Annotated in this window: 17 protein-coding genes and 1 tRNA gene; 12 read left to right on the forward strand and 6 right to left on the reverse strand. The window is 64.5% G+C overall.

Annotated features, from left to right (window positions below; all coding sequences use genetic code 11):
- Nucleotides 1–73 precede the first annotated feature (73 nt).
- Nucleotides 74–607 (forward strand): DUF1697 domain-containing protein, encoded by a 534-nt coding sequence (locus tag EDF56_RS15770; protein ID WP_132389085.1) that lies wholly within the window; start codon nucleotides 74–76, stop codon nucleotides 605–607.
- 85 nt (nucleotides 608–692) lie between these two features.
- Here EDF56_RS15770 and EDF56_RS15775 read toward each other — a convergent pair whose 3' ends face one another.
- Complete coding sequence (locus tag EDF56_RS15775) at nucleotides 693–1,031, reverse strand: RcnB family protein (RefSeq protein ID WP_132389087.1); 339 nt, start codon at nucleotides 1,029–1,031, stop codon at nucleotides 693–695.
- A 110-nt stretch (nucleotides 1,032–1,141) separates the two neighbouring features.
- Here EDF56_RS15775 and rbfA point away from each other — a divergent pair, with 110 nt between their 5' ends.
- Complete coding sequence (rbfA, locus tag EDF56_RS15780) at nucleotides 1,142–1,564, forward strand: 30S ribosome-binding factor RbfA (RefSeq protein ID WP_132389089.1); 423 nt, start codon at nucleotides 1,142–1,144, stop codon at nucleotides 1,562–1,564.
- Nucleotides 1,565–1,615: 51 nt separating this feature from the next.
- Here the strand turns inward: rbfA and EDF56_RS15785 are convergent, their stop codons facing one another.
- Complete coding sequence (locus EDF56_RS15785; protein ID WP_132389091.1) at nucleotides 1,616–3,397, reverse strand: DUF1963 domain-containing protein; 1,782 nt, start codon at nucleotides 3,395–3,397, stop codon at nucleotides 1,616–1,618.
- Between the two features lie 155 nt (nucleotides 3,398–3,552).
- Here EDF56_RS15785 and EDF56_RS15790 point away from each other — a divergent pair, with 155 nt between their 5' ends.
- The 7 genes from EDF56_RS15790 to pnp all read left to right on the forward strand — a co-directional run bounded on the left by EDF56_RS15790 (nucleotide 3,553) and on the right by pnp (nucleotide 11,199).
- Nucleotides 3,553–4,146, forward strand: a complete 594-nt coding sequence (locus EDF56_RS15790) for a thymidine kinase (RefSeq protein WP_132389093.1) — start codon at nucleotides 3,553–3,555, stop codon at nucleotides 4,144–4,146.
- 388 nt (nucleotides 4,147–4,534) lie between these two features.
- Entirely contained in the window at nucleotides 4,535–5,455 is a 921-nt protein-coding gene (locus tag EDF56_RS15795) for a hypothetical protein (RefSeq protein WP_132389095.1), read from the forward strand.
- 157 nt (nucleotides 5,456–5,612) lie between these two features.
- Nucleotides 5,613–6,698, forward strand: coding sequence for a tyrosine-protein phosphatase (locus tag EDF56_RS15800; RefSeq protein ID WP_132389097.1), 1,086 nt, complete (start codon nucleotides 5,613–5,615; stop codon nucleotides 6,696–6,698).
- Nucleotides 6,699–6,746: 48 nt separating this feature from the next.
- Nucleotides 6,747–7,433, forward strand: a complete 687-nt coding sequence (locus EDF56_RS15805; RefSeq protein WP_132389099.1) for a site-2 protease family protein — start codon at nucleotides 6,747–6,749, stop codon at nucleotides 7,431–7,433.
- A gap of 57 nt (nucleotides 7,434–7,490) precedes the next feature.
- On the forward strand, nucleotides 7,491–8,447 hold the full coding sequence (gene truB, locus EDF56_RS15810) for a tRNA pseudouridine(55) synthase TruB (RefSeq protein ID WP_132389101.1): 957 nt from the start codon (nucleotides 7,491–7,493) through the stop codon (nucleotides 8,445–8,447).
- 6 nt (nucleotides 8,448–8,453) lie between these two features.
- Nucleotides 8,454–8,723, forward strand: a complete 270-nt coding sequence (rpsO, locus tag EDF56_RS15815; protein WP_132265086.1) for a 30S ribosomal protein S15 — start codon at nucleotides 8,454–8,456, stop codon at nucleotides 8,721–8,723.
- A gap of 169 nt (nucleotides 8,724–8,892) precedes the next feature.
- On the forward strand, nucleotides 8,893–11,199 hold the full coding sequence (gene pnp, locus EDF56_RS15820) for a polyribonucleotide nucleotidyltransferase (RefSeq protein ID WP_132389103.1): 2,307 nt from the start codon (nucleotides 8,893–8,895) through the stop codon (nucleotides 11,197–11,199).
- Nucleotides 11,200–11,604: 405 nt separating this feature from the next.
- Here pnp and EDF56_RS15825 read toward each other — a convergent pair whose 3' ends face one another.
- The 3 genes from EDF56_RS15825 to EDF56_RS15835 all read right to left on the reverse strand — a co-directional run bounded on the left by EDF56_RS15825 (nucleotide 11,605) and on the right by EDF56_RS15835 (nucleotide 14,611).
- Entirely contained in the window at nucleotides 11,605–12,783 is a 1,179-nt protein-coding gene (locus tag EDF56_RS15825) for a sensor domain-containing diguanylate cyclase (protein WP_132389105.1), read from the reverse strand.
- Nucleotides 12,784–13,188: 405 nt separating this feature from the next.
- The gene (locus EDF56_RS15830) at nucleotides 13,189–13,878 is read right to left on the reverse strand and encodes a peptidylprolyl isomerase (protein WP_207904720.1); all 690 of its coding nucleotides are present in this window, start codon (nucleotides 13,876–13,878) and stop codon (nucleotides 13,189–13,191) included.
- A 25-nt stretch (nucleotides 13,879–13,903) separates the two neighbouring features.
- The gene (locus EDF56_RS15835) at nucleotides 13,904–14,611 is read right to left on the reverse strand and encodes a GcrA family cell cycle regulator (RefSeq protein ID WP_132389109.1); all 708 of its coding nucleotides are present in this window, start codon (nucleotides 14,609–14,611) and stop codon (nucleotides 13,904–13,906) included.
- A gap of 98 nt (nucleotides 14,612–14,709) precedes the next feature.
- On the opposite strand from EDF56_RS15835, the gene EDF56_RS15840 reads away from it, so the two are divergent.
- Nucleotides 14,710–15,588 (forward strand): ABC transporter permease, encoded by an 879-nt coding sequence (locus tag EDF56_RS15840; protein WP_132389111.1) that lies wholly within the window; start codon nucleotides 14,710–14,712, stop codon nucleotides 15,586–15,588.
- A gap of 83 nt (nucleotides 15,589–15,671) precedes the next feature.
- Here EDF56_RS15840 and hspQ read toward each other — a convergent pair whose 3' ends face one another.
- Entirely contained in the window at nucleotides 15,672–16,052 is a 381-nt protein-coding gene (gene hspQ, locus EDF56_RS15845) for a heat shock protein HspQ (RefSeq protein WP_132389112.1), read from the reverse strand.
- A 155-nt stretch (nucleotides 16,053–16,207) separates the two neighbouring features.
- Between hspQ and EDF56_RS15850 the strand changes: the two genes are divergently transcribed.
- Both EDF56_RS15850 and EDF56_RS15855 read left to right on the forward strand, forming a co-directional pair.
- A tRNA-Ser gene (locus EDF56_RS15850) sits at nucleotides 16,208–16,297 on the forward strand.
- 264 nt (nucleotides 16,298–16,561) lie between these two features.
- Nucleotides 16,562–17,257 carry a glutathione S-transferase gene (locus tag EDF56_RS15855; RefSeq protein WP_132389114.1) on the forward strand — a complete coding sequence of 232 codons (696 nt, stop codon included), beginning with the start codon at nucleotides 16,562–16,564 and terminating at the stop codon, nucleotides 17,255–17,257.
- Nucleotides 17,258–17,270: the final 13 nt, after the last annotated feature.

The raw sequence follows: 17,270 nt of genomic DNA on the forward strand, positions 1-17,270 counted from the left end.
CCGGACCCGCAGCAGTTTGTATCTTCCGGCAGCCGGATTAAGTGCCGGAACCTCTGGTTATGATGGTGGACCGATGACCCGTTACTGTGCCTTCTTCGCCTCGATCAATGTCGGCGGAAACCGCCTGACCATGGCCGACTTGCGCTATGCGCTTGAGCGCGAGGATATCGCCAATGTCGAAACCGTCATCGCCAGCGGCAATGTCCTGTTCGACTACGACGACCGCCCGACCGAAGGCTTGGAAGAGCTGTTCGAATACGTGATGCGCGAACGCTTCGACATGCAGACCTTCGCCGCCGTCCGCAATCGCGCCGAAGTGTTGGCGGCAGTCGAGCAAAATCCCTTCGTCGGCGGGAGCGAGGACAAGTTCGTCCATACCTTCCTGCTCGAACGTCAGCCCACCCAGGCGCAGTTCGACAAGCTGGTGGCCGATTACGCCGGGCGCGGGGATGAGACGCTCGCATTGGGGCCGCGCAGCCTCTACGTCGATTTCGTCCACGGAGTGGCCGAGAGCCGGCTGACCTCGGCCTTCATCGAGCGCAAGCTGGGCTGCCGGGGCACTGCCCGCAATGTCCGCTCGCTGGCGCGTATCGTGGCCAAGATGTGAGCCTCCGGCGCATCCGCGCCGGGCATGAAAAAGGGCGGCGCGCCAGATGCGCACCGCCCTTCCTATTCGGTTCCGTGATCGGAGATCAGTGGAACATGTTCATGGTCACAGCGGCAATGACTCCGCTGGTGATGCCCACGAGCAGCATGTCATTGCCCGAACGGACGTAGTGGTAGCCCTTCGGCGGGGCCTTCACGTTGTGGTAGTGGCGATAGTCGACGACCTGGTAGTTGGTCGCACGATTGCGGTCGAACCGCTCGCCCTTCTGGAAACGGTGCGGCGCGGGGGCCTGCTTGTGGGGCTCGGAGTGGCCCTGCGGACCATGGCCCTGCTGGCCATGATAGTCGGGCGCCGCCATCGCGGGTGCTGCGAGGCCGGGCATCGCAAGCGCGGCGACGAGCAGGGTGGCGGTGAACTTTCGCATTTTGTCAGCTCCTTGAAGCGTGGGGGGACGGTGTCTTAACCACAGGAACGGCGAATGGTGTCAGAAACAATTGTTGCAAATTGTCGCCGGCCGCCCACATGGAGACTTCCATGGCCCGCCAGCAGATCACGCCCGAACAGCACTCCGTCCGCCTTCTCAAGGTGGGTGAGCAAGTGCGTCACATCATTTCCGAGATTCTCTCGCGCCAGCAGGTCCACGACCAGACGCTGAGCGGGCATCTCGTTTCCGTTACCGAAGTGCGGATGACACCCGATCTGCGGCAGGCGACCGTTTTCGTGAAGCCGCTGCTCGGTGTGGACGAGGAAGAAGTGCTCAAGGCGCTGCGTACCAACACCGCCTTCTTCCAGCGCGAAGTCGCCCAGCGGCTGAAGCTGCGGTCGGCGGCCAAGATCCGCTTCCGTCAGGATGAGACGTTCGAGGAAGCGAGCCGCATCGATGCGTTGCTCAGCGATCCGCGCGTGAAGCGCGATCTCGATGCGGCCGGAAGCGATCCGATCGACGAGGAAGAGTGAGGCGCGGGAGGGCCGTCTGGGCCCTCCGTCCCCCAATACTCCTGCGCCGGGTCAGCCCGGCGCGAATGTCAGCGTGACGCGGTCCCAGCGCGCGGCGGCGAGGTCCTCGGGCGTGATCCAGAACTGGAACAGCCCCGTATCTCCCCAGTTCCACTCGATCATATCGTCGCAGCCGAGCTGAAGCAGCAGCACCTGACCGGGGTGGACCAGCGAGCCCGCTACACCGGCGCCGAACAACTGGTGCTGGTGGCGGATCGCCAGCAGATGGCCGGAATTGATCCGCGCCAGTTCCTCGTCGGGCACTTGGGCAAAGGCGCCATCATCGCCGGTGACCATGGCGCGCAGCGAGACCGTCGCCAGATCACCCAGCGTCTGGGGCACGCAGAAGCGCACCAATCGCGCGCAGTCGTGATGGACCTGCGCGAGCACTTCCTCGATCACATCCATCTCGTCGGGATCGAGCGGGCTCCACGCATCGCGTCCGGCGATGAAGCCATCCATGGCGGCGATCATCCGCGCGAGGCTGGCACGCTCGGCCTGAAGCGCGGGTAGCTCCGCTTCGCTCGCAGCGAGTGCGGCGCGCGCTTCGTCGAGATCGCCGCGCGCGGCTGTCGGCGTTGCTTGCAGGGTGGCGAGACGGGCCTCGGCGTGGGTCAGGCGCTCCTGCTCCATTGCCATTTCCCGCGCGGCGCCATCCATGGCGGCGTGCAGGCAGTCGGCCAGATACATGACGCCGTGCCACCACAGCCGCTGCACCGGTTCGCGCACCGTATAGGCGCTCTCGCGCGTTGCCACGCGGGCGGTGAGCCAGGCGGTTTCGCCTGCATCTCCCGCAAGCTCTTCCGCGACCGGGTGCTCGTAGTCCTCGTCCGCCAAGTCACCGCCGACCGGAGCCAGCACACCGGCAGGCCGTTCCGCGACCATCGGCTCCACGGGCCAGAACGGGAAGTAGGGCCGGGACAGCCGCGAAACATGCTCGGGGAGCGGATAGCCGCCCTCGTCGAAAGCGGGCGGGAGATCGGCGGGAGGTTCGGTGAAGACGTGATCGCCGCTGGGCACCTCGATCACCGCGCCGGTGCCTAGGAAAAACGCCAGCGCTCCGGAGCACGGCAGCGGGCTTTCGGGGCAGGCGGCGGCCAATTCGGCAAGGTCTATCTGCGCGGCGAAGGGCAGGGCGCCGTGTTCGTCGCGCGGCCATGACAGTGCGCCGAGCCGGGGCAGGCCGCCCAGCCAGCTGGTACTGTCGAACCATGTCTGCTCGTCGATGTCGCGTTCGCGGGGGCGGCGGGAGAGCACGATGGGGGTGAGCGAAAGCGCCGGAACTGTGCCGGCCCGTCGCGGCTCCACCGCCACGGGTTCGGGATCGGGCACCGGGGGATATTCGGACTCGGCCGGAATGGCCTCGCCGACGATATCTGCTACTTCTTCGTAGCCCTCATCCCGCAGGAGGCCGGGCACGCGGTCCATTTCGGGTTCGACCGGATCGGGTTCAGGCCGCCAGACCAGTTCGGGATCGGGATGGACCAGCTTGCGCCGACGCCCCTGCCGCGATCTCGACGGTTCGACGTCCGACATCGGGACCAGCGCTGTGCGCCCGCTGCCACGCCCTACCACGGCCAGCAGCAGCGCCAGCACCATACCGGTCGCGAGCGGCGCGATCACGGCGGCGTCTCGCCCGGACAGCGCGGAGGCGCGTGCGGCGGTCTGGTCAAGCGTTTCGAGAGCAGGTCGCGCAGCGGGGGGACCCAATGGTGCGAGCGGGAACAGCGCGACATATGCAGCTACGATCGCGGTCAGCGTGAAGACCGCGAAGACGGCGATCCATCTCCTCATCACCACCTCCAGCAAGGGCCAACTCAGCCTCGGCCACCGTCAGCTTCGAGTTGTCGCCATAGTGTCTTAGAGAACCTTGCTGGCTTCCATTCAAGCGGGGACAAATGCAGTTCATGCCCGTGCGGAGGGCAAGTGGGCATGTTATCCCCAGTTAGATGGCTAAACTCTATTTTTACTATGCCAGCATGAATGCCGGGAAGTCGGCGACCTTGCTTCAGGCGAACTTCAATTACCACGAACGCGGCATGCGCACGATGCTCTGGACGGCCGCGCTGGACGACCGCGGCAGCGGCGAAAGCGGTGACGAGCACGCCATCGAAAGCCGCATCGGCCTCCATGCCGCCGCCCACCGCTTCACGCCCGAGACCGACCTGGCCGCACGGGTCGGCGCCGTCCACGCGGTGGAGCCGCTGGCCTGCGTGCTGATCGACGAGGCGCAGTTCCTCACCCCCGAACAGGTCTGGCAATGCGCGCGGATTGCCGACCGTTCGGGCATCCCGGTGCTCTGCTACGGGCTGCGGACCGATTTTCGCGGAGAACTGTTTCCAGGCTCCGCTGTGCTGCTGGGGATTGCCGATTCCCTCGTGGAGTTGAAGGCGGTCTGCCATTGCGGCCGCAAGGCGACGATGAACCTGCGGGTTGATGCCTCCGGGGCGGGCGTGCGCGAGGGCGCGCAGACCGAGATTGGTGGGAACGATCGCTATGTTGCGCTGTGCCGCCGTCATTTCGGGGAATCGCTGGGGCTCTAGGCGAACGACCAATTCAGAACGGAAGAAGACGCCCAACCCAACCCGTCATCCCCGCGAAGGCGGGGATCCCGCTATTCTTGGCGGGCGTGGCAAAAGGAAGCGGGGCCCCCGCCTTCGCGGGGGCGACGAGCTTTTGACAGGGGGTGAAGAGGTTTGGGTCGGTGGCTCGGCCTCGATTTTGAGCGCGTTTGGTCGCGCACTGAAAACGGCTTCAATTCAGCGCTGAATTCGAGGGCGGCCTCGGCGCTGCTGGCTCAAGCCGTCCCGTTAGTCGGGCGACTCCCCGCTGCGGCCTGTCCCCCGGTGGCAATCTGGGCGAAATCGGCAGGCAACGATTGTCTCTTTCTCTCGTTCGGAGTGCGACAACGGGTGCAGGCGACGGGTCTTGATGCAGCATGCAATAGTCCATCTGGGATATCACAAGACGGCCACCACATGGCTGCAGAAGCAGCTGTTTCCCAATGCGACCAGCCACGATTTCCTTCCGCGACAGGCCGTTCAGGAGGCCTTTCTTAAGCCTGCCGGCATGCACTTCTGCCCCCGGCAGGCCAGCGAGGTACTCTCACTGCGCGGGCGCAACCGGCCGGTGTTGCTGAGCGAGGAAAACCTCTCCGGCTATATCCATAACGGCGGCCTGCACGGTTTCGTGGCGCCCGAAGTGGCGCGGCGCATCAAGGCGGTCCTGCCCGATGCGCATATCGTGATCTTCATCCGCAACCAGTTCGAGATCTGCCGCGCAAGCTATGCGCAGTATGTCTCGGGCGGCGGGACATGGGGTCAGCGCCGCTATTTCGAGACTGCGCGCATGGTGCGCGGCGCGCTGACGCGGCCGTGGAAGGCGCCGGTCTTCGAATTCGAGCATTTCGAGTACGACCGCCTTGTCGCCTATTACGACGACCTGTTCGGGCGCGAGCATGTCCACGTTTATCCCTACGAGTGGCTGTGCGACCGCAACGCCCTGATCGAACGGATGCAGCAGGATCTGGGGCTGTCTATCGAGGACATGCCGCCGGAGGGATCGCGTGCGAATACCTCGTTGGGGGCGGCCGGGCTGGCGGTGATGCGCGGCGTCAACCTTTTCACGCGGCAGTCGGTGGTGAACAAGGATCACATCGTCGACCTGCCGGGCGGGCAGATACTGCGCCACGGTGCCAAGTGGCTGTGCGGCCGCATGCCGGCGATCAACGCGCGCCCCGCCCGCATAGCCCCGCGCCTGCGTGAGCGCATTGCCGGTCACTACCCGGACAGCAACCGGCGCCTCATGGCCCTGCGCGATCTGCCGCTGGAAGAGCTGGGCTACCCGGTCTAGGCGCGTGTTGGGCTGTGAATACAATCGTTTCATAATGTGGAAACGATGACGATTAAGCTATCGTGTGCGTCATAAACCCTACACACAACCGTTCCAGAGGAGTTCGGTAATCGTGGCGGCAGGCCCGCCATGGCGCTCTGAAACGGGGAACATGACTATGACACGTGCAATCCTTCTGGCGACGCTGGCGGCTGCTACCAGCCTGGCGGCCTCTCCGGTGCTGGCCGCAACGATCGACGCTCCGGTCGTGGAGCGCCTTTCGCCCGATACGGTCGCGGTGCGCTGGAACGGCGGCGATCCCGTCGACGTCTTGGCCGCGAAGGGCTTCGACACGCCGGACAGCGCTGCCAGCCTGCTCGCATCCAAGGATGCGGGCGGCCGGTTCGAGGCACACCCCGGCCAGCACGAGCGGCCGATCTACCTGCTTCGCGACACGCGCACGGGCCAGACAGTCCATGTCGCCGAGCGCGTTCTGCAACTGGAGCAGGGCACCAACTTCCGCGATCTCGGCGGCTACACGGGTGCCGACGGCAAGCATGTCCGCTGGGGCATGCTTTACCGCTCGGGCGGTCAGGCTATGCTGACCGATGACGACGTGCGCGAGATCAAGGGTCTTGGCATCGTCAATCTCATCGACCTTCGCTCGAACGACGAGCGCGTGCTCGCGCCCACGCGTCTGGACGGCATTCGCTATCAGGCGATGGGCTATTCGATGAACGCGATCAACATCGGCCCCGATCAGCTTCAGAAAATGAAGGAAAATCCCGGCGTCGGCCTGATGGCGGCCTATCGCACGATGCCGGAGATGATCACGCCGCAGATCCGCATGGTGTTCCGCACGATGCTGGACCATCAGGGGCCGCTCGTCTGGAACTGTACGGCGGGGCAGGACCGGACCGGCATCGTGAGCGCGCTGGTGCTCTCCGCGCTGGGCGTGCCGCGCGACCAGATCTATGCCGATTACGTCCTGACCACGAAGTCCCGTAATCCTCACTGGGAAATGCCGCCGATCTCGGACGCGACCGTCAAGGAGCATCCGGCAGCGGCGATGTGGGCGGCCATGCAGAGCGAACCCGCCTTTGCGAAGCCGTTTCCGCTGACCGGCGCGGACGGCGTGCCCTTCATCGCCGCCGCCTTCCAGGCGATCGAGGCGAAGTGGGGATCGGTTGACGCCTTCCTCGATCAGGGCATCGGCCTGCACAAGGAAGACATCGCCCAGCTTCGCAAGCTCTATCTGGAGTAAGTCCGAGGGCCCATTGCGATGAGCGCCCCGGCACCCTAGATCGGCGGCATGGACAATACCCTGCTGCAAGCCGCGGCGCTCATCGTTCCCCTTATCCTTGCGATCGTCTTCCACGAGGTTGCCCATGGCTGGACCGCGCTGGCGCTTGGCGATCCCACCGCGCTGGAGCAGCGGCGGCTTTCGCTCAATCCGCTGCGGCATGTCGATCCCATCGGCACGGTGCTGCTTCCGGGCTCGCTCGCACTGGCGGGGGCGCCGGTGTTCGGCTGGGCCAAGCCGGTGCCGGTCAACCGCTGGCGGTTACGCGATCCCCGGCGCGGGATGATGGTGGTGGCCGCAGCCGGTCCGGGCAGCAACCTTGTGCTGGCGGCCATCGGCGCGGTGTTGCTGGGGCTTCTGGTGCGCGTGGCCGGGTCTTCCGAGAGCGCGGCACTCCAGTTCATCGCGATGAATTTCAACAACTTCATCATGATCAACGTGTTCCTGGCGCTGTTCAACCTGCTGCCGATCCCGCCGTTCGACGGTTCGCACATCGTCGAGGGGCTGCTGCCGGATCGCTTGGCAGCGAGCTATGCGCGGTTGCGGCCTTACGGGTTTCCGCTGTTGATCCTGCTCCTGATCGTGGTGCCCTACTTCTACCCGCAGTGGGCGCTGGTCCGTCACCTCGTCCTGCCGCCGGTGATCTGGATGACCGACCATTACTACGCGCTGGCCCACGCCGTCGCCGGCATTTGACGGCGCGAAAGCCGCACCAAAGTTGACAAACCGACCCGGCGGGACTTGGGGGAGGGCATGACTTCCTCTCCCGCAACCCGCCCCGCCCCTCATGGCTGGATCATCCTCGACAAGCCGCTCGGGCTGGGCTCGACGCAGGCCGTCGCCGCCGTGAAGCGCAACTTGCGCGAGGCGGGCTACGGCAAGAAGGTTAAGGTCGGCCACGGCGGCACGCTCGATCCGTTGGCGACCGGTGTGTTACCGGTTGCGCTGGGCGAGGCGACCAAGCTGGCCGGCCGTATGCTCGATGCCAGCAAGATTTATGAGTTCACCATTCAGTTTGGCCGACAAACCGATACGTTGGATCTTGAGGGTGAGGTAGTAGCCACGAGCGACTTTCAGCCGGGCTTCGGCGCGGTCGAATCGATCGTGCAAGAGCGCTTCACCGGTGAAATTGACCAGATCCCTCCGGTGTACTCGGCGATCAAGGTGGATGGCGAGCGGGCCTATGACCTGGCGAGGGCTGGGGAAGAGGTTCAGCTCAAGTCCCGCAGGGTGACGATTTTCGAATGGGAGTACGTCGCCGAGGGGTTCGTCGGCGAATGGGATGCGAGCGAGCAATACGCTACGTTGCGGGTAAAAGTTTCCAAGGGAACGTACATTCGCAGCCTCGCGCGCGACATCGCGATTGCTCTCGGAACGGTGGGCCATGTCACCATGCTACGCCGTATCAAGGCCGGTCCGTTCGACCTGTCCCGGGCGATTTCGCTGGACAAATTGAACGAAATCGGCAAGGGCGCACCGCTTGAACAGATACTCTTGCCACTAGAGGTGGGGCTGGACGACATCCCGGCCATCGACCTCGGTTCGGAGCAGGCAAGAGCGGTCCGACAGGGCCGCGTTCTGACCGAACTGCCCCATGAAGACGGGCTCTACTGGGCGCGAGAGGGAACCATTCCCGTCGCGCTGATGGAGCTTTCGGGCGGAGAAGCCCGCGTCGTCAGGGGATTCAACCTATCAGATGTCGCGGAGTAAAGTACTATGTCGGTTACCGCTGAAAAGAAGCAGGACATCATTTCGGACAACGCACGCGTCGCTGGCGACACGGGCAGCCCGGAAGTTCAGGTCGCGATCCTCACCGAGCGCATCCGCAACCTGACCGAGCACTTCAAGGCTCACCACAAGGACAACCACTCGCGTCGCGGTCTGCTGGCCATGGTCAACAAGCGCCGCTCGCTGCTCGACTACCTTAAGAAGAAGGACGTCGCGCGGTACAACTCGCTGATCCAGAAGCTGGGTCTGCGTAAGTAAGAACTAACGGGAAGCGGCCCCTCAGCGGGCCGCTTCTTGCATCAGGGGTCCGTCCGCAATTCGGCGGCAGACCCGGGGGCCCCAAAGCGGCCTCACACCGGACCGGGACGGCATACCCGGCAGTAAACCCCGCCGCGCAATAGGGCCGGTGGGCTGAGGAAAACCTCTTATGTTCGACGTCAAAACCGTAAGCATGGAGTGGGGCGGCAAGACGCTCACTCTGGAAACCGGCCGCGTGGCCCGTCAGGCCGACGGCGCCGTCCTTGCCACCTATGGCGAAACGGTTGTGCTCTGCGCGGTTACCGCCGCCAAGTCGGTGAAGGAAGGCCAGGACTTCTTCCCGCTGACCGTGCACTACCAGGAAAAGTTTTCGTCCGCAGGACGCATCCCGGGTGGCTTCTTCAAGCGTGAACGCGGCGCCACCGAAAAGGAAACGCTGACCAGCCGCCTGATCGACCGTCCGGTCCGTCCGCTGTTCCCCGAAGGTTTCTACAACGAAATCAACGTCATCGCCCAGGTTCTGAGCTTTGACGGCGAGACCGAGGCCGACATCGTTGCGATGATCGCCGCTTCGGCCGCGCTGACCATCTCGGGCGTGCCCTTCATGGGCCCGATCGGCGCCTGCCGCGTCGGCTTCGTCGATGGCGAATACACGCTGAACCCGAAGCAGACCGCCGCGCTGGCCGATGGCCGCCTCGATCTCGTCGTCGCCGCCACCGGCGATGCCGTGATGATGGTGGAATCGGAAGCCAAGGAACTGACCGAGGAAGAGATGCTCGGCGCCGTCATGTTCGCGCATGACGAATGCCGCAAGGTCGTCAACCTCGTGATCGACCTGGCCGAAAAGGCTGCCAAGGAACCTTGGGAAATCGACCTGTCGGACAACACGGCCGACGTTAAGGCGAAGCTCAAGAAGGCCGTCGGCAAGGACGTTACCGCTGCCTACAAGCTGACCGACAAGTCGGCCCGCTCGAACGCGCTGAACGCCGCTCGCGCCAAGGCCAAGGAAGCTTTCGCCGGTGAAACGCCGCAGCTGCAGATGGTCGCCATCAAGACCATGAAGAAGCTGGAAGCGGAAATCGTTCGCGGCGCCATCCTCAAGGACGGCAAGCGCATCGACGGCCGCAAGCTCGATCAGGTTCGCCCGATCGAATCGATGGTCGGCTTCCTGCCGCGCACCCACGGTTCGGCGCTGTTCACCCGCGGTGAAACGCAGGCGATCTGCACCACCACGCTGGGCACCAAGGACGCCGAGCAAATGATCGACGGCCTGGAAGGCCTGTCGTACTCGTCGTTCATGCTGCACTACAACTTCCCGCCCTACTCGGTCGGCGAAGTGGGCCGCTTCGGCGCTCCGGGCCGTCGCGAGATCGGCCACGGCAAGCTGGCATGGCGCGCGCTGCACCCGGTGCTGCCCGCCAAGGAAGACTTCCCCTACACCATCCGCATCCTGTCGGACATCACCGAGTCCAACGGCTCGTCCTCGATGGCGACGATCTGCGGCGGCTGCCTTTCGATGATGGACGCCGGCGTGCCGCTGGCTCGTCCGGTTTCGGGCATCGCCATGGGTCTGATCCTGGAAGGCGACGAGTTCGCGGTCCTCTCGGACATCCTGGGCGACGAGGATCACCTCGGCGACATGGACTTCAAGGTGGCTGGCACCGAACTCGGCATCACCACGATGCAGATGGACATCAAGATCGCCGGCATCACCAAGGAAATCATGGGTAAGGCGCTGGAGCAGGCGAAGGCCGGCCGCGCGCACATCCTGGGTGAGATGAACAAGGCTCTCGGCTCGGCTCGCACCGAACTGTCGGCCCACGCACCGCGCATCGAGACGATCCAGATCGACAAGTCGAAGATCCGTGACGTCATCGGCACCGGCGGCAAGGTGATCCGCGAGATCGTGGCCGAAACCGGCGCCAAGGTCGACATCGACGACGAAGGCGTGATCAAGATCTCGTCGTCCGACATCGCCCAGATCGAAGCCGCCAAGAAGTGGATCCTCGGCATCGTCGAGGAAGCGGAAGTCGGCAAGATCTACAACGGCAAGGTCGTCAACATCGTCGACTTCGGTGCCTTCGTGAACTTCATGGGTGGCAAGGATGGCCTCGTCCACGTCTCCGAAATGAAGAACGAGCGCGTCGAAAAGCCGACCGATGTCGTCAAGGAAGGCCAGGAAGTTAAGGTCAAGGTCCTCGAGATCGATCCGCGCGGCAAGGTTCGCCTGTCGATGCGCGTCGTCGACCAGGAAACCGGCGCCGAGCTGGAAGACACCCGTCCTGCCCGCGAACCGCGCGAACCGCGCGGCGACCGTGGCCCCCGCGACGATCGCGGCGGTGACCGTCGTGGTCCGCGCCGTGACGGTGGCCGTGGCGGCAACGACCGTGGTCCCCGCGGCGATCGCGGTCCCCGCGGTCCTCGCGACGGTGGCGGCGATCCCGACCACATGCCGGCGTTCCTGAAGGAAGACTGATCGCCAAGCGATCAGTGGCCTGAAGGAAGACTAATCCTTCAGGGCTCGCATGAGCTGAAATGACGAAGGGGCCGCAGCAATGCGGCCCCTTTTTCTTTGCGCGAAGCGAACGGCGCTCGCGGATTCCCGCCAGCACAGCCAATTCTACCAGTGGGGCCAATTCTACCGATGAGGCCAATTCTATCGCGATAATCAAAGCCCCGTCGTCCCCGCGAAGGCGGGGACCCCGCTTTGTTTTGCGGACGCGGAGAGAAGGCAGCGGGACCCCCGCCTTCGCGGGGGCGACGAGATGGTGTGGTATTGGCTGTGGGACCTAAACTTCGCGCGGCTTTGGACGCGTAAGTCGGATATTCGTAGCGCGCAGGTAAGGGGAGGCGTTATTCCTGCCCGCGCTGCCGAAATCGGTCAGCTCGTAACGGCGAGGCGAGGTGCCGGAACATCGTCACGCTTGGCGCGGCGCTCGGAGAGGTTGACGCGATTCTTGCCGCTCTGCTTGGCGGCATAGAGCGCGCTGTCCGCGCAAGGGACCACGTCGGAGGCATTGGTCGCGGTTTCGGGGACGGTGGCAACGCCGAATGAGGCGCTGATTGCGGCGCCGTGCGCTTCAGAGAGGCCTTCGATGCGCTTGCGCAGGATCTCGGCCTTGTCGGCGGCATCCTCCAGCGTGCACTTGGGCATGATCACCACGAGTTCCTCGCCGCCGTAGCGGGCTACCACGTCCGAAGGCCGTAGCGCGCCGACAAGCTGCGCTGCCACGTCGCGCAGCACGGCATCGCCCTTGGCATGGCCGAACTCGTCGTTGACGCGCTTGAAGTTGTCGAGATCGATCATCAGCACCGAAGTGGCGGTGCCGGTCCGCTCGCCAAGACTGACATAGCGTTCGAGCGCATCTTCCATGTAGCGGCGGTTGTAGAGGCCCGTCAGCGGGTCGCGCAGCGATTGGGTGCGCAGCTTTTCGCGCAGCGCGATGTTGGAGAGGGCGAGTGACATCGAATCGGCAAGCGCCCGCGCCACGCGGCGGATATCGTTGAACCGCTCCAGCGCATCCGGCGCATCGCTGGCGAGCAGCAGCAGCCCGAAGACCTGCCCGCGCGCCATCATCGGCACTTCCACGGTCGCTCCGGTGCCGATCTGGTGCATGCAGCACAGCGTGCCACCGGCGGGGTCGTTGATATGGGGTTTGCCGCGCTTGAGCGCCCAGCAGTTGCTGGGCACCAGGGCCGCAGCCGGTTCGAACCTGTCCGAAAGGCCCCATGACTTGGCCAGATCCAGCCGGTCGCGCGAATTGTTGAAGACGTAGAGCGCGCCGCCGAAGCCGGGGAGCAGCCGCACGGCAGTTGCCATCAGCACCGCGCCGGCATCGTCATGATCCTCGGCGGCCTGAAGCATGTCGGTCATGGCGAAAAGCTCTTCGACCTGATTGCGGGCGTCGCGAGCCTCGTCGATGAGGCGAAGATGATCGTCCAGCTCGGCGACCGCGCGGCGCCCGAACACGACGCCGACGAAGAGCGTGAAGAGCGCACAGGCAGCGGCCACGGTGGCGAGCGAGTGGCCGAGCGGTCCGTCGACGAACAGGGCGGCCAAGGCGCAGATGGTGCAGGTCGCCTGAATCGCATGCACCGCAAACCGACGGACAGAAGTGACCGTTTCGTTTGGCGACAGTATACTTTCCTGCTGCACCGCTTCGCACCCAGATTCGATTTAAAAAGAGCCTAGGTAGGAATCTCTAATAAACGGTAACCCTTCAAGTCCGCGATTTGCGATTCCAAAAACATAACAGCAGGCATTCGGCAGGAGTTTTGCGAATTCTGTTGTTAACCATTGGGTGCATTGCGAAGGGGCAAGTGTCGCGGCCCGAATGGTCATTCGGGCGGGCGGTGAGCGCGCAGCGGCGTTCGGCATCCAACGCCTTTTTCGCGCGAGATCTGGAGGGGGCGGGGCAGCCTTGCCAACAAGGCGCGCGCCTGCGCGGAGGGTTTTACAGGGTGCTTATTGAGCCGGTGTCGGCGGGGCCGGGACCCGGCGCGCGCTGACGATCTTCACCGGCGGATCCAGCATCTGCCCACGCATCACGCCTTCGCCCTTGGTGGCCGAGCGCGGTGCGTCCCAGATCTTGTGGACCACGTCCATGCCCGAAACGACATGGCCGAAAGCCGCGAATCCGGCCTTGAACTCGGGATTGTCCGACGAGGGATTGGCGTCCAGCGTGACGACGTCGCCGACCATGATCGTGAAGTCGGCCGTGGCCGTGCCCGGCGCATAGCGCGCCATCGAAATCGTGCCCGAAGTGTGGTGCAGGCCCGTCTGGCTGGTCGGCTCATGCGCGACCGGGGGCAGGACCTTGATGCCTTGCAAGCCGCCCTGAACCAGTCCGGCCGGGGTATCGCCCCAGTCGAGATGCATCGAGCGGTAGAATGTCGTTCCGTCGAACTTCTTGCCGTCGACGTACTTGAGGAAGTTCGCGGTGGTGAGCGGCGCATGCGTCTTGTCGAGCGCGAGTACGATCGTGCCCTCGCTCGTGACCATGGCCACGTAGGCATATTCCACCGGAGTCGCGGCCGGAGCCGGAGCGGTCGCAGCAGCGGCGGGCGCCTGCTGCGCCATCGCCGGTGCCGCCATCAGTGCCAGAGCCGCGCCGGCAAGGACGGGCACGGCAAGGCGCCGGTTCCATCGTGCCATCATCGACTCTGGCGCTGACATGGGATCAGCGAACCCGCGGGCCGCCGAAGGGCAGCGGCGGAGGGGGACGGCGCGCGCCGCGCGGCAGCTGTGCCTGATAGGCCCGGCCGCAATGCTCGACGCAGTAGGGGAAGCCGGGGTTCACGGCCGCGCCGCAGAAGTGGAAGTCCGGCTCACCCGGGTGACCCATCGGCCAGCGGCAAACGCGATCGTTGAGATCGAGCAGGCTGGTCTTGCCCGAAATCTCGGCGCTCGGCTTCGCGGGCACAAGGCGGCGCGGCGGGGCCGGCGGGATCGGCTGCTGCTGATCGCCGGGGCCCTGACGTAGGAAGCCGCCGGGGCCGACCGAAACGACGCGCGGGCCGCTCGGCTTCACGACGGCATCGTCGGCCGCCGGGGTGGCAGCCTGCGGTGCAACCGGTTCGGCTGCGCGCGGGGCCGGTGCAGCCGGGGCCTGCGGCGCGGCGCGTGCAATCACGGGCTCCGCCTTGGGCTCGGGCGCGGCAGGTTGCGCTTCGGCCGCGGGCTTCGCCTTCTTGGGGGCGGGCGCCGGGCGCGCAGGCTTCTCATTGGCCTTGACCGGGGAAGGGCGTGCCTTGAGGCCGAGGCGGTGGGCCTTGCCGATCACCGCGTTGCGGCTGACACCGCCAAGCTCGTCCGCGATCTGGCTGGCAGTGGCACCGCCCTCCCACATCTTGGTCAGCTTCTCGATCCGCTCGTCCGTCCAGCTCATTCCATTTCCATCTCTACAGGGGAGCGATACAGGAGAATCGCCCCGAAATTCCGTCGCACGGCTTGCCTTGGAAAGCCGCAGCCGATACTCGCGGGGGCATGGCCGATCAAACGAATTCGACCGCTCTGCAGACCCCCGAGGGGATTGTGCAGCCCCGCCACTTCCCGGCAAAGGGAGAGCCCCTGATACACCAGGTAAACTGGTTGGGGCTCAAGACCCTTTATATGAAGGAGGTGAAGCGCTTCTTCAAGGTCCAGACCCAGACGATCTGGGCACCGGCGATCACGACGATGCTGTTTCTGGTGATCTTCACTGTCGCGCTGGGTCGCGGCGGGCGCGAGGTTCTGGGCGTTAACTTCGCGACGTTCGTGGCGCCGGGCCTCATCGTCATGGGGATGATGCAGAACGCTTTCGCCAATTCCAGCTTCTCTTTCCTGGCGGGCAAGATCCAGGGCACCATCATCGACTATCTGATGCCGCCGCTGAGCGAGGGCGAATTGATGCTGGCGATGATCGGCGCGGCGGTGACCCGCGCGGTGCTCGTCGGACTGGCGCTGGGCGGGGCCATGCTGCTCTGGCCAGGCGTGGACCTTACTCTCCATCATCCTTGGGCGGTCGTCTGGTTCGGACTGAACGGTTCGGTGTTCCTGGCGCTGCTTGGCCTGCTCTCGTCGATCTGGGCCGAGAAGTTCGACCATAACGCCGCCGTCACCAACTTCGTGATCGCGCCGCTATCGCTGCTGTCGGGCACGTTCTATGTGATCGACAACCTTGCGCCGGCGTTCCAGACGGTGAGCCGCTTCAACCCGTTCTTCTATGTGATCTCGGGCTTCCGCTTCGGCTTCCTGGGGCAAAGCGACATCGGCAATTCCAACCTTGCCGTGCTGCACAGCGCGATCGGGTTGGGCGTGCTCAATGCCGCCTTCGCGCTGGTGGTCTATTGGGTGCTGCGTTCGGGCTGGAAGCTCAAGGGCTGAGCCGCTCCGCACCTCGATACAAACAAGAACGCCGGCGTGACCCTGTCACGCCGGCGTTCTTGTTTGTTTGCTGATCGGATGGATCAGTGCGCGAGGCCGCGCCGCAGCCGGTAGTGCCCGTTGTTGAAAGCGTCGAACAACTGGGGGACGGAAGGATGATCCACCGGACCGCCCTCTGCATCGTCCATCAGGTTCTGCTGGCTGACATAGGCGACATAGCTTGAATCCTCGTTCTCGGCGAGGAGGTGGTAATAAGGCTGGTCACGCTTGGGGCGGACATCGACCGGGATCGATTCGTACCATTCCTCACTGTTGGCGAAGACCGGGTCGATGTCGAAAACGACGCCGCGGAAGTCGTGATTACGATGACGGACAACATCGCCGATGGCGAAGCGGGCCCTGGTCTGGCGGGGCGCATCGATGACGCGGCCGGCCTGGGGTGAAAAGAACGAAGCCCTGTTCATGGGCCGAATATAGGTTTCCGGGGGAGGGCGGGCAAGCTTGCCTGTGGATTGTTCCCCACAATTCGTAAAAAGAGGGCTTGGCAAGTCCGATAACACCGGCTAGTGGCGCGCTTCCCGACCCGATGGAGACCTTCCATCGCTATCGCATCTCTAGCGGAGAGGTGGCAGAGTGGTCGAATGCGCTGCACTCGAAATGCAGTGTACGGGAAACCGTACCGTGGGTTCGAATCCCACCCTCTCCGCCAAGAGCCCCTCCGTCGGGGCCCCAGTACAGCGCTGGGATTGACGAAACCCACAGAAATTTGATGGTTTTAACGGCGCTTCGATCGGAGCCGGTCGCACGCGATCCTTGCATCGAATCGATGCCGCGATGGTGCGGCGTAAACGAGGGCCAATGGGGCCGGCGCCTTCACGCCATTGGTAACCTGGCAGGTCAGTCTGAAGCCTTTTCAGGGAACGACGGCCCGTCCGGCGCTTTGAACTCGCGACCCCGCTGAGGAGGCCGTGTGATGTCCGACTTCGAACTCTATTATTGGCCGGTCCCGTTCCGCGGGCAGTTCATCCGGGGCATTCTCGCTTTCGCGGGCAAGAGTTGGACTGAGCATGACAGCGGTGAGATCGCCGAACTCATGAGCCGTACGCCCGCCGATCAGCCGGCGCCGTTCATGGGTCCGCCGCTCCTGATCGACAATGCGAGCGGCTTTGCCATCGCGGAAATGCCCGCGATTGCCTTCTATCTTGGAGAACGGCTGGAACTCTTGCCGTCCACTCGGGAAGGTCGCGCCTCTTCGCTGAAAGTCGTCAACGACGCCAACGATGTGCTCGATGAAATCACTCTCGATGGCGGGCGCGAGATGTGGACGGTGCGTAAGTGGCACGAATTCGTTCCGCGCCTGACGCGGTGGATGGAAATCTGGGAAGCCACGGGACGAGCGCATGGGCTCGAAGCACAGGCGGGCACATTGCTCGGAACGGAAGCGTTTGGTGTCGCCGACATTGTCACCTCGGTCCTGTGGTCGACGATGGCCGAGCGCTTCGACTCAATTGCGTCCTTGCTGGACGAGGTGGCGCCTCGCGTCGCGGGCTTGGTGCGCAGGACCCGCGAATTGCCACAATTGGCCCGCCTCGCGCAGGATTCCAGGCATGCTTATGGCGATGCCTATTGCGGCGGGGAAATCGAGAAATCCTTGCGCAAAGTCGTTTAGTGACGAACGAAGC

The sequence above is a fragment of the Novosphingobium sp. PhB165 genome (assembly GCF_004341845.1).
Classification (GTDB): domain Bacteria; phylum Pseudomonadota; class Alphaproteobacteria; order Sphingomonadales; family Sphingomonadaceae; genus Novosphingobium.

Coding starts and splice junctions, on each gene's coding strand:
- EDF56_RS15830 (WP_207904720.1), bottom strand. CDS start 13,878: ATGGCACGATGGAACCGGCGCCTTGCCGTGCCCGTCCTTGCCGGCGCG.
- EDF56_RS15800 (WP_132389097.1), top strand. CDS start 5,613: ATGACACGTGCAATCCTTCTGGCGACGCTGGCGGCTGCTACCAGCCTG.
- truB (WP_132389101.1), top strand. CDS start 7,491: ATGACTTCCTCTCCCGCAACCCGCCCCGCCCCTCATGGCTGGATCATC.
- pnp (WP_132389103.1), top strand. CDS start 8,893: ATGTTCGACGTCAAAACCGTAAGCATGGAGTGGGGCGGCAAGACGCTC.
- EDF56_RS15775 (WP_132389087.1), bottom strand. CDS start 1,031: ATGCGAAAGTTCACCGCCACCCTGCTCGTCGCCGCGCTTGCGATGCCC.
- EDF56_RS15770 (WP_132389085.1), top strand. CDS start 74: ATGACCCGTTACTGTGCCTTCTTCGCCTCGATCAATGTCGGCGGAAAC.
- EDF56_RS15835 (WP_132389109.1), bottom strand. CDS start 14,611: ATGAGCTGGACGGACGAGCGGATCGAGAAGCTGACCAAGATGTGGGAG.
- EDF56_RS15795 (WP_132389095.1), top strand. CDS start 4,535: ATGCAGCATGCAATAGTCCATCTGGGATATCACAAGACGGCCACCACA.
- rbfA (WP_132389089.1), top strand. CDS start 1,142: ATGGCCCGCCAGCAGATCACGCCCGAACAGCACTCCGTCCGCCTTCTC.
- hspQ (WP_132389112.1), bottom strand. CDS start 16,052: ATGAACAGGGCTTCGTTCTTTTCACCCCAGGCCGGCCGCGTCATCGAT.
- EDF56_RS15790 (WP_132389093.1), top strand. CDS start 3,553: ATGGCTAAACTCTATTTTTACTATGCCAGCATGAATGCCGGGAAGTCG.
- EDF56_RS15840 (WP_132389111.1), top strand. CDS start 14,710: ATGGCCGATCAAACGAATTCGACCGCTCTGCAGACCCCCGAGGGGATT.
- EDF56_RS15855 (WP_132389114.1), top strand. CDS start 16,562: ATGTCCGACTTCGAACTCTATTATTGGCCGGTCCCGTTCCGCGGGCAG.
- EDF56_RS15805 (WP_132389099.1), top strand. CDS start 6,747: ATGGACAATACCCTGCTGCAAGCCGCGGCGCTCATCGTTCCCCTTATC.
- EDF56_RS15785 (WP_132389091.1), bottom strand. CDS start 3,397: ATGAGGAGATGGATCGCCGTCTTCGCGGTCTTCACGCTGACCGCGATC.
- rpsO (WP_132265086.1), top strand. CDS start 8,454: ATGTCGGTTACCGCTGAAAAGAAGCAGGACATCATTTCGGACAACGCA.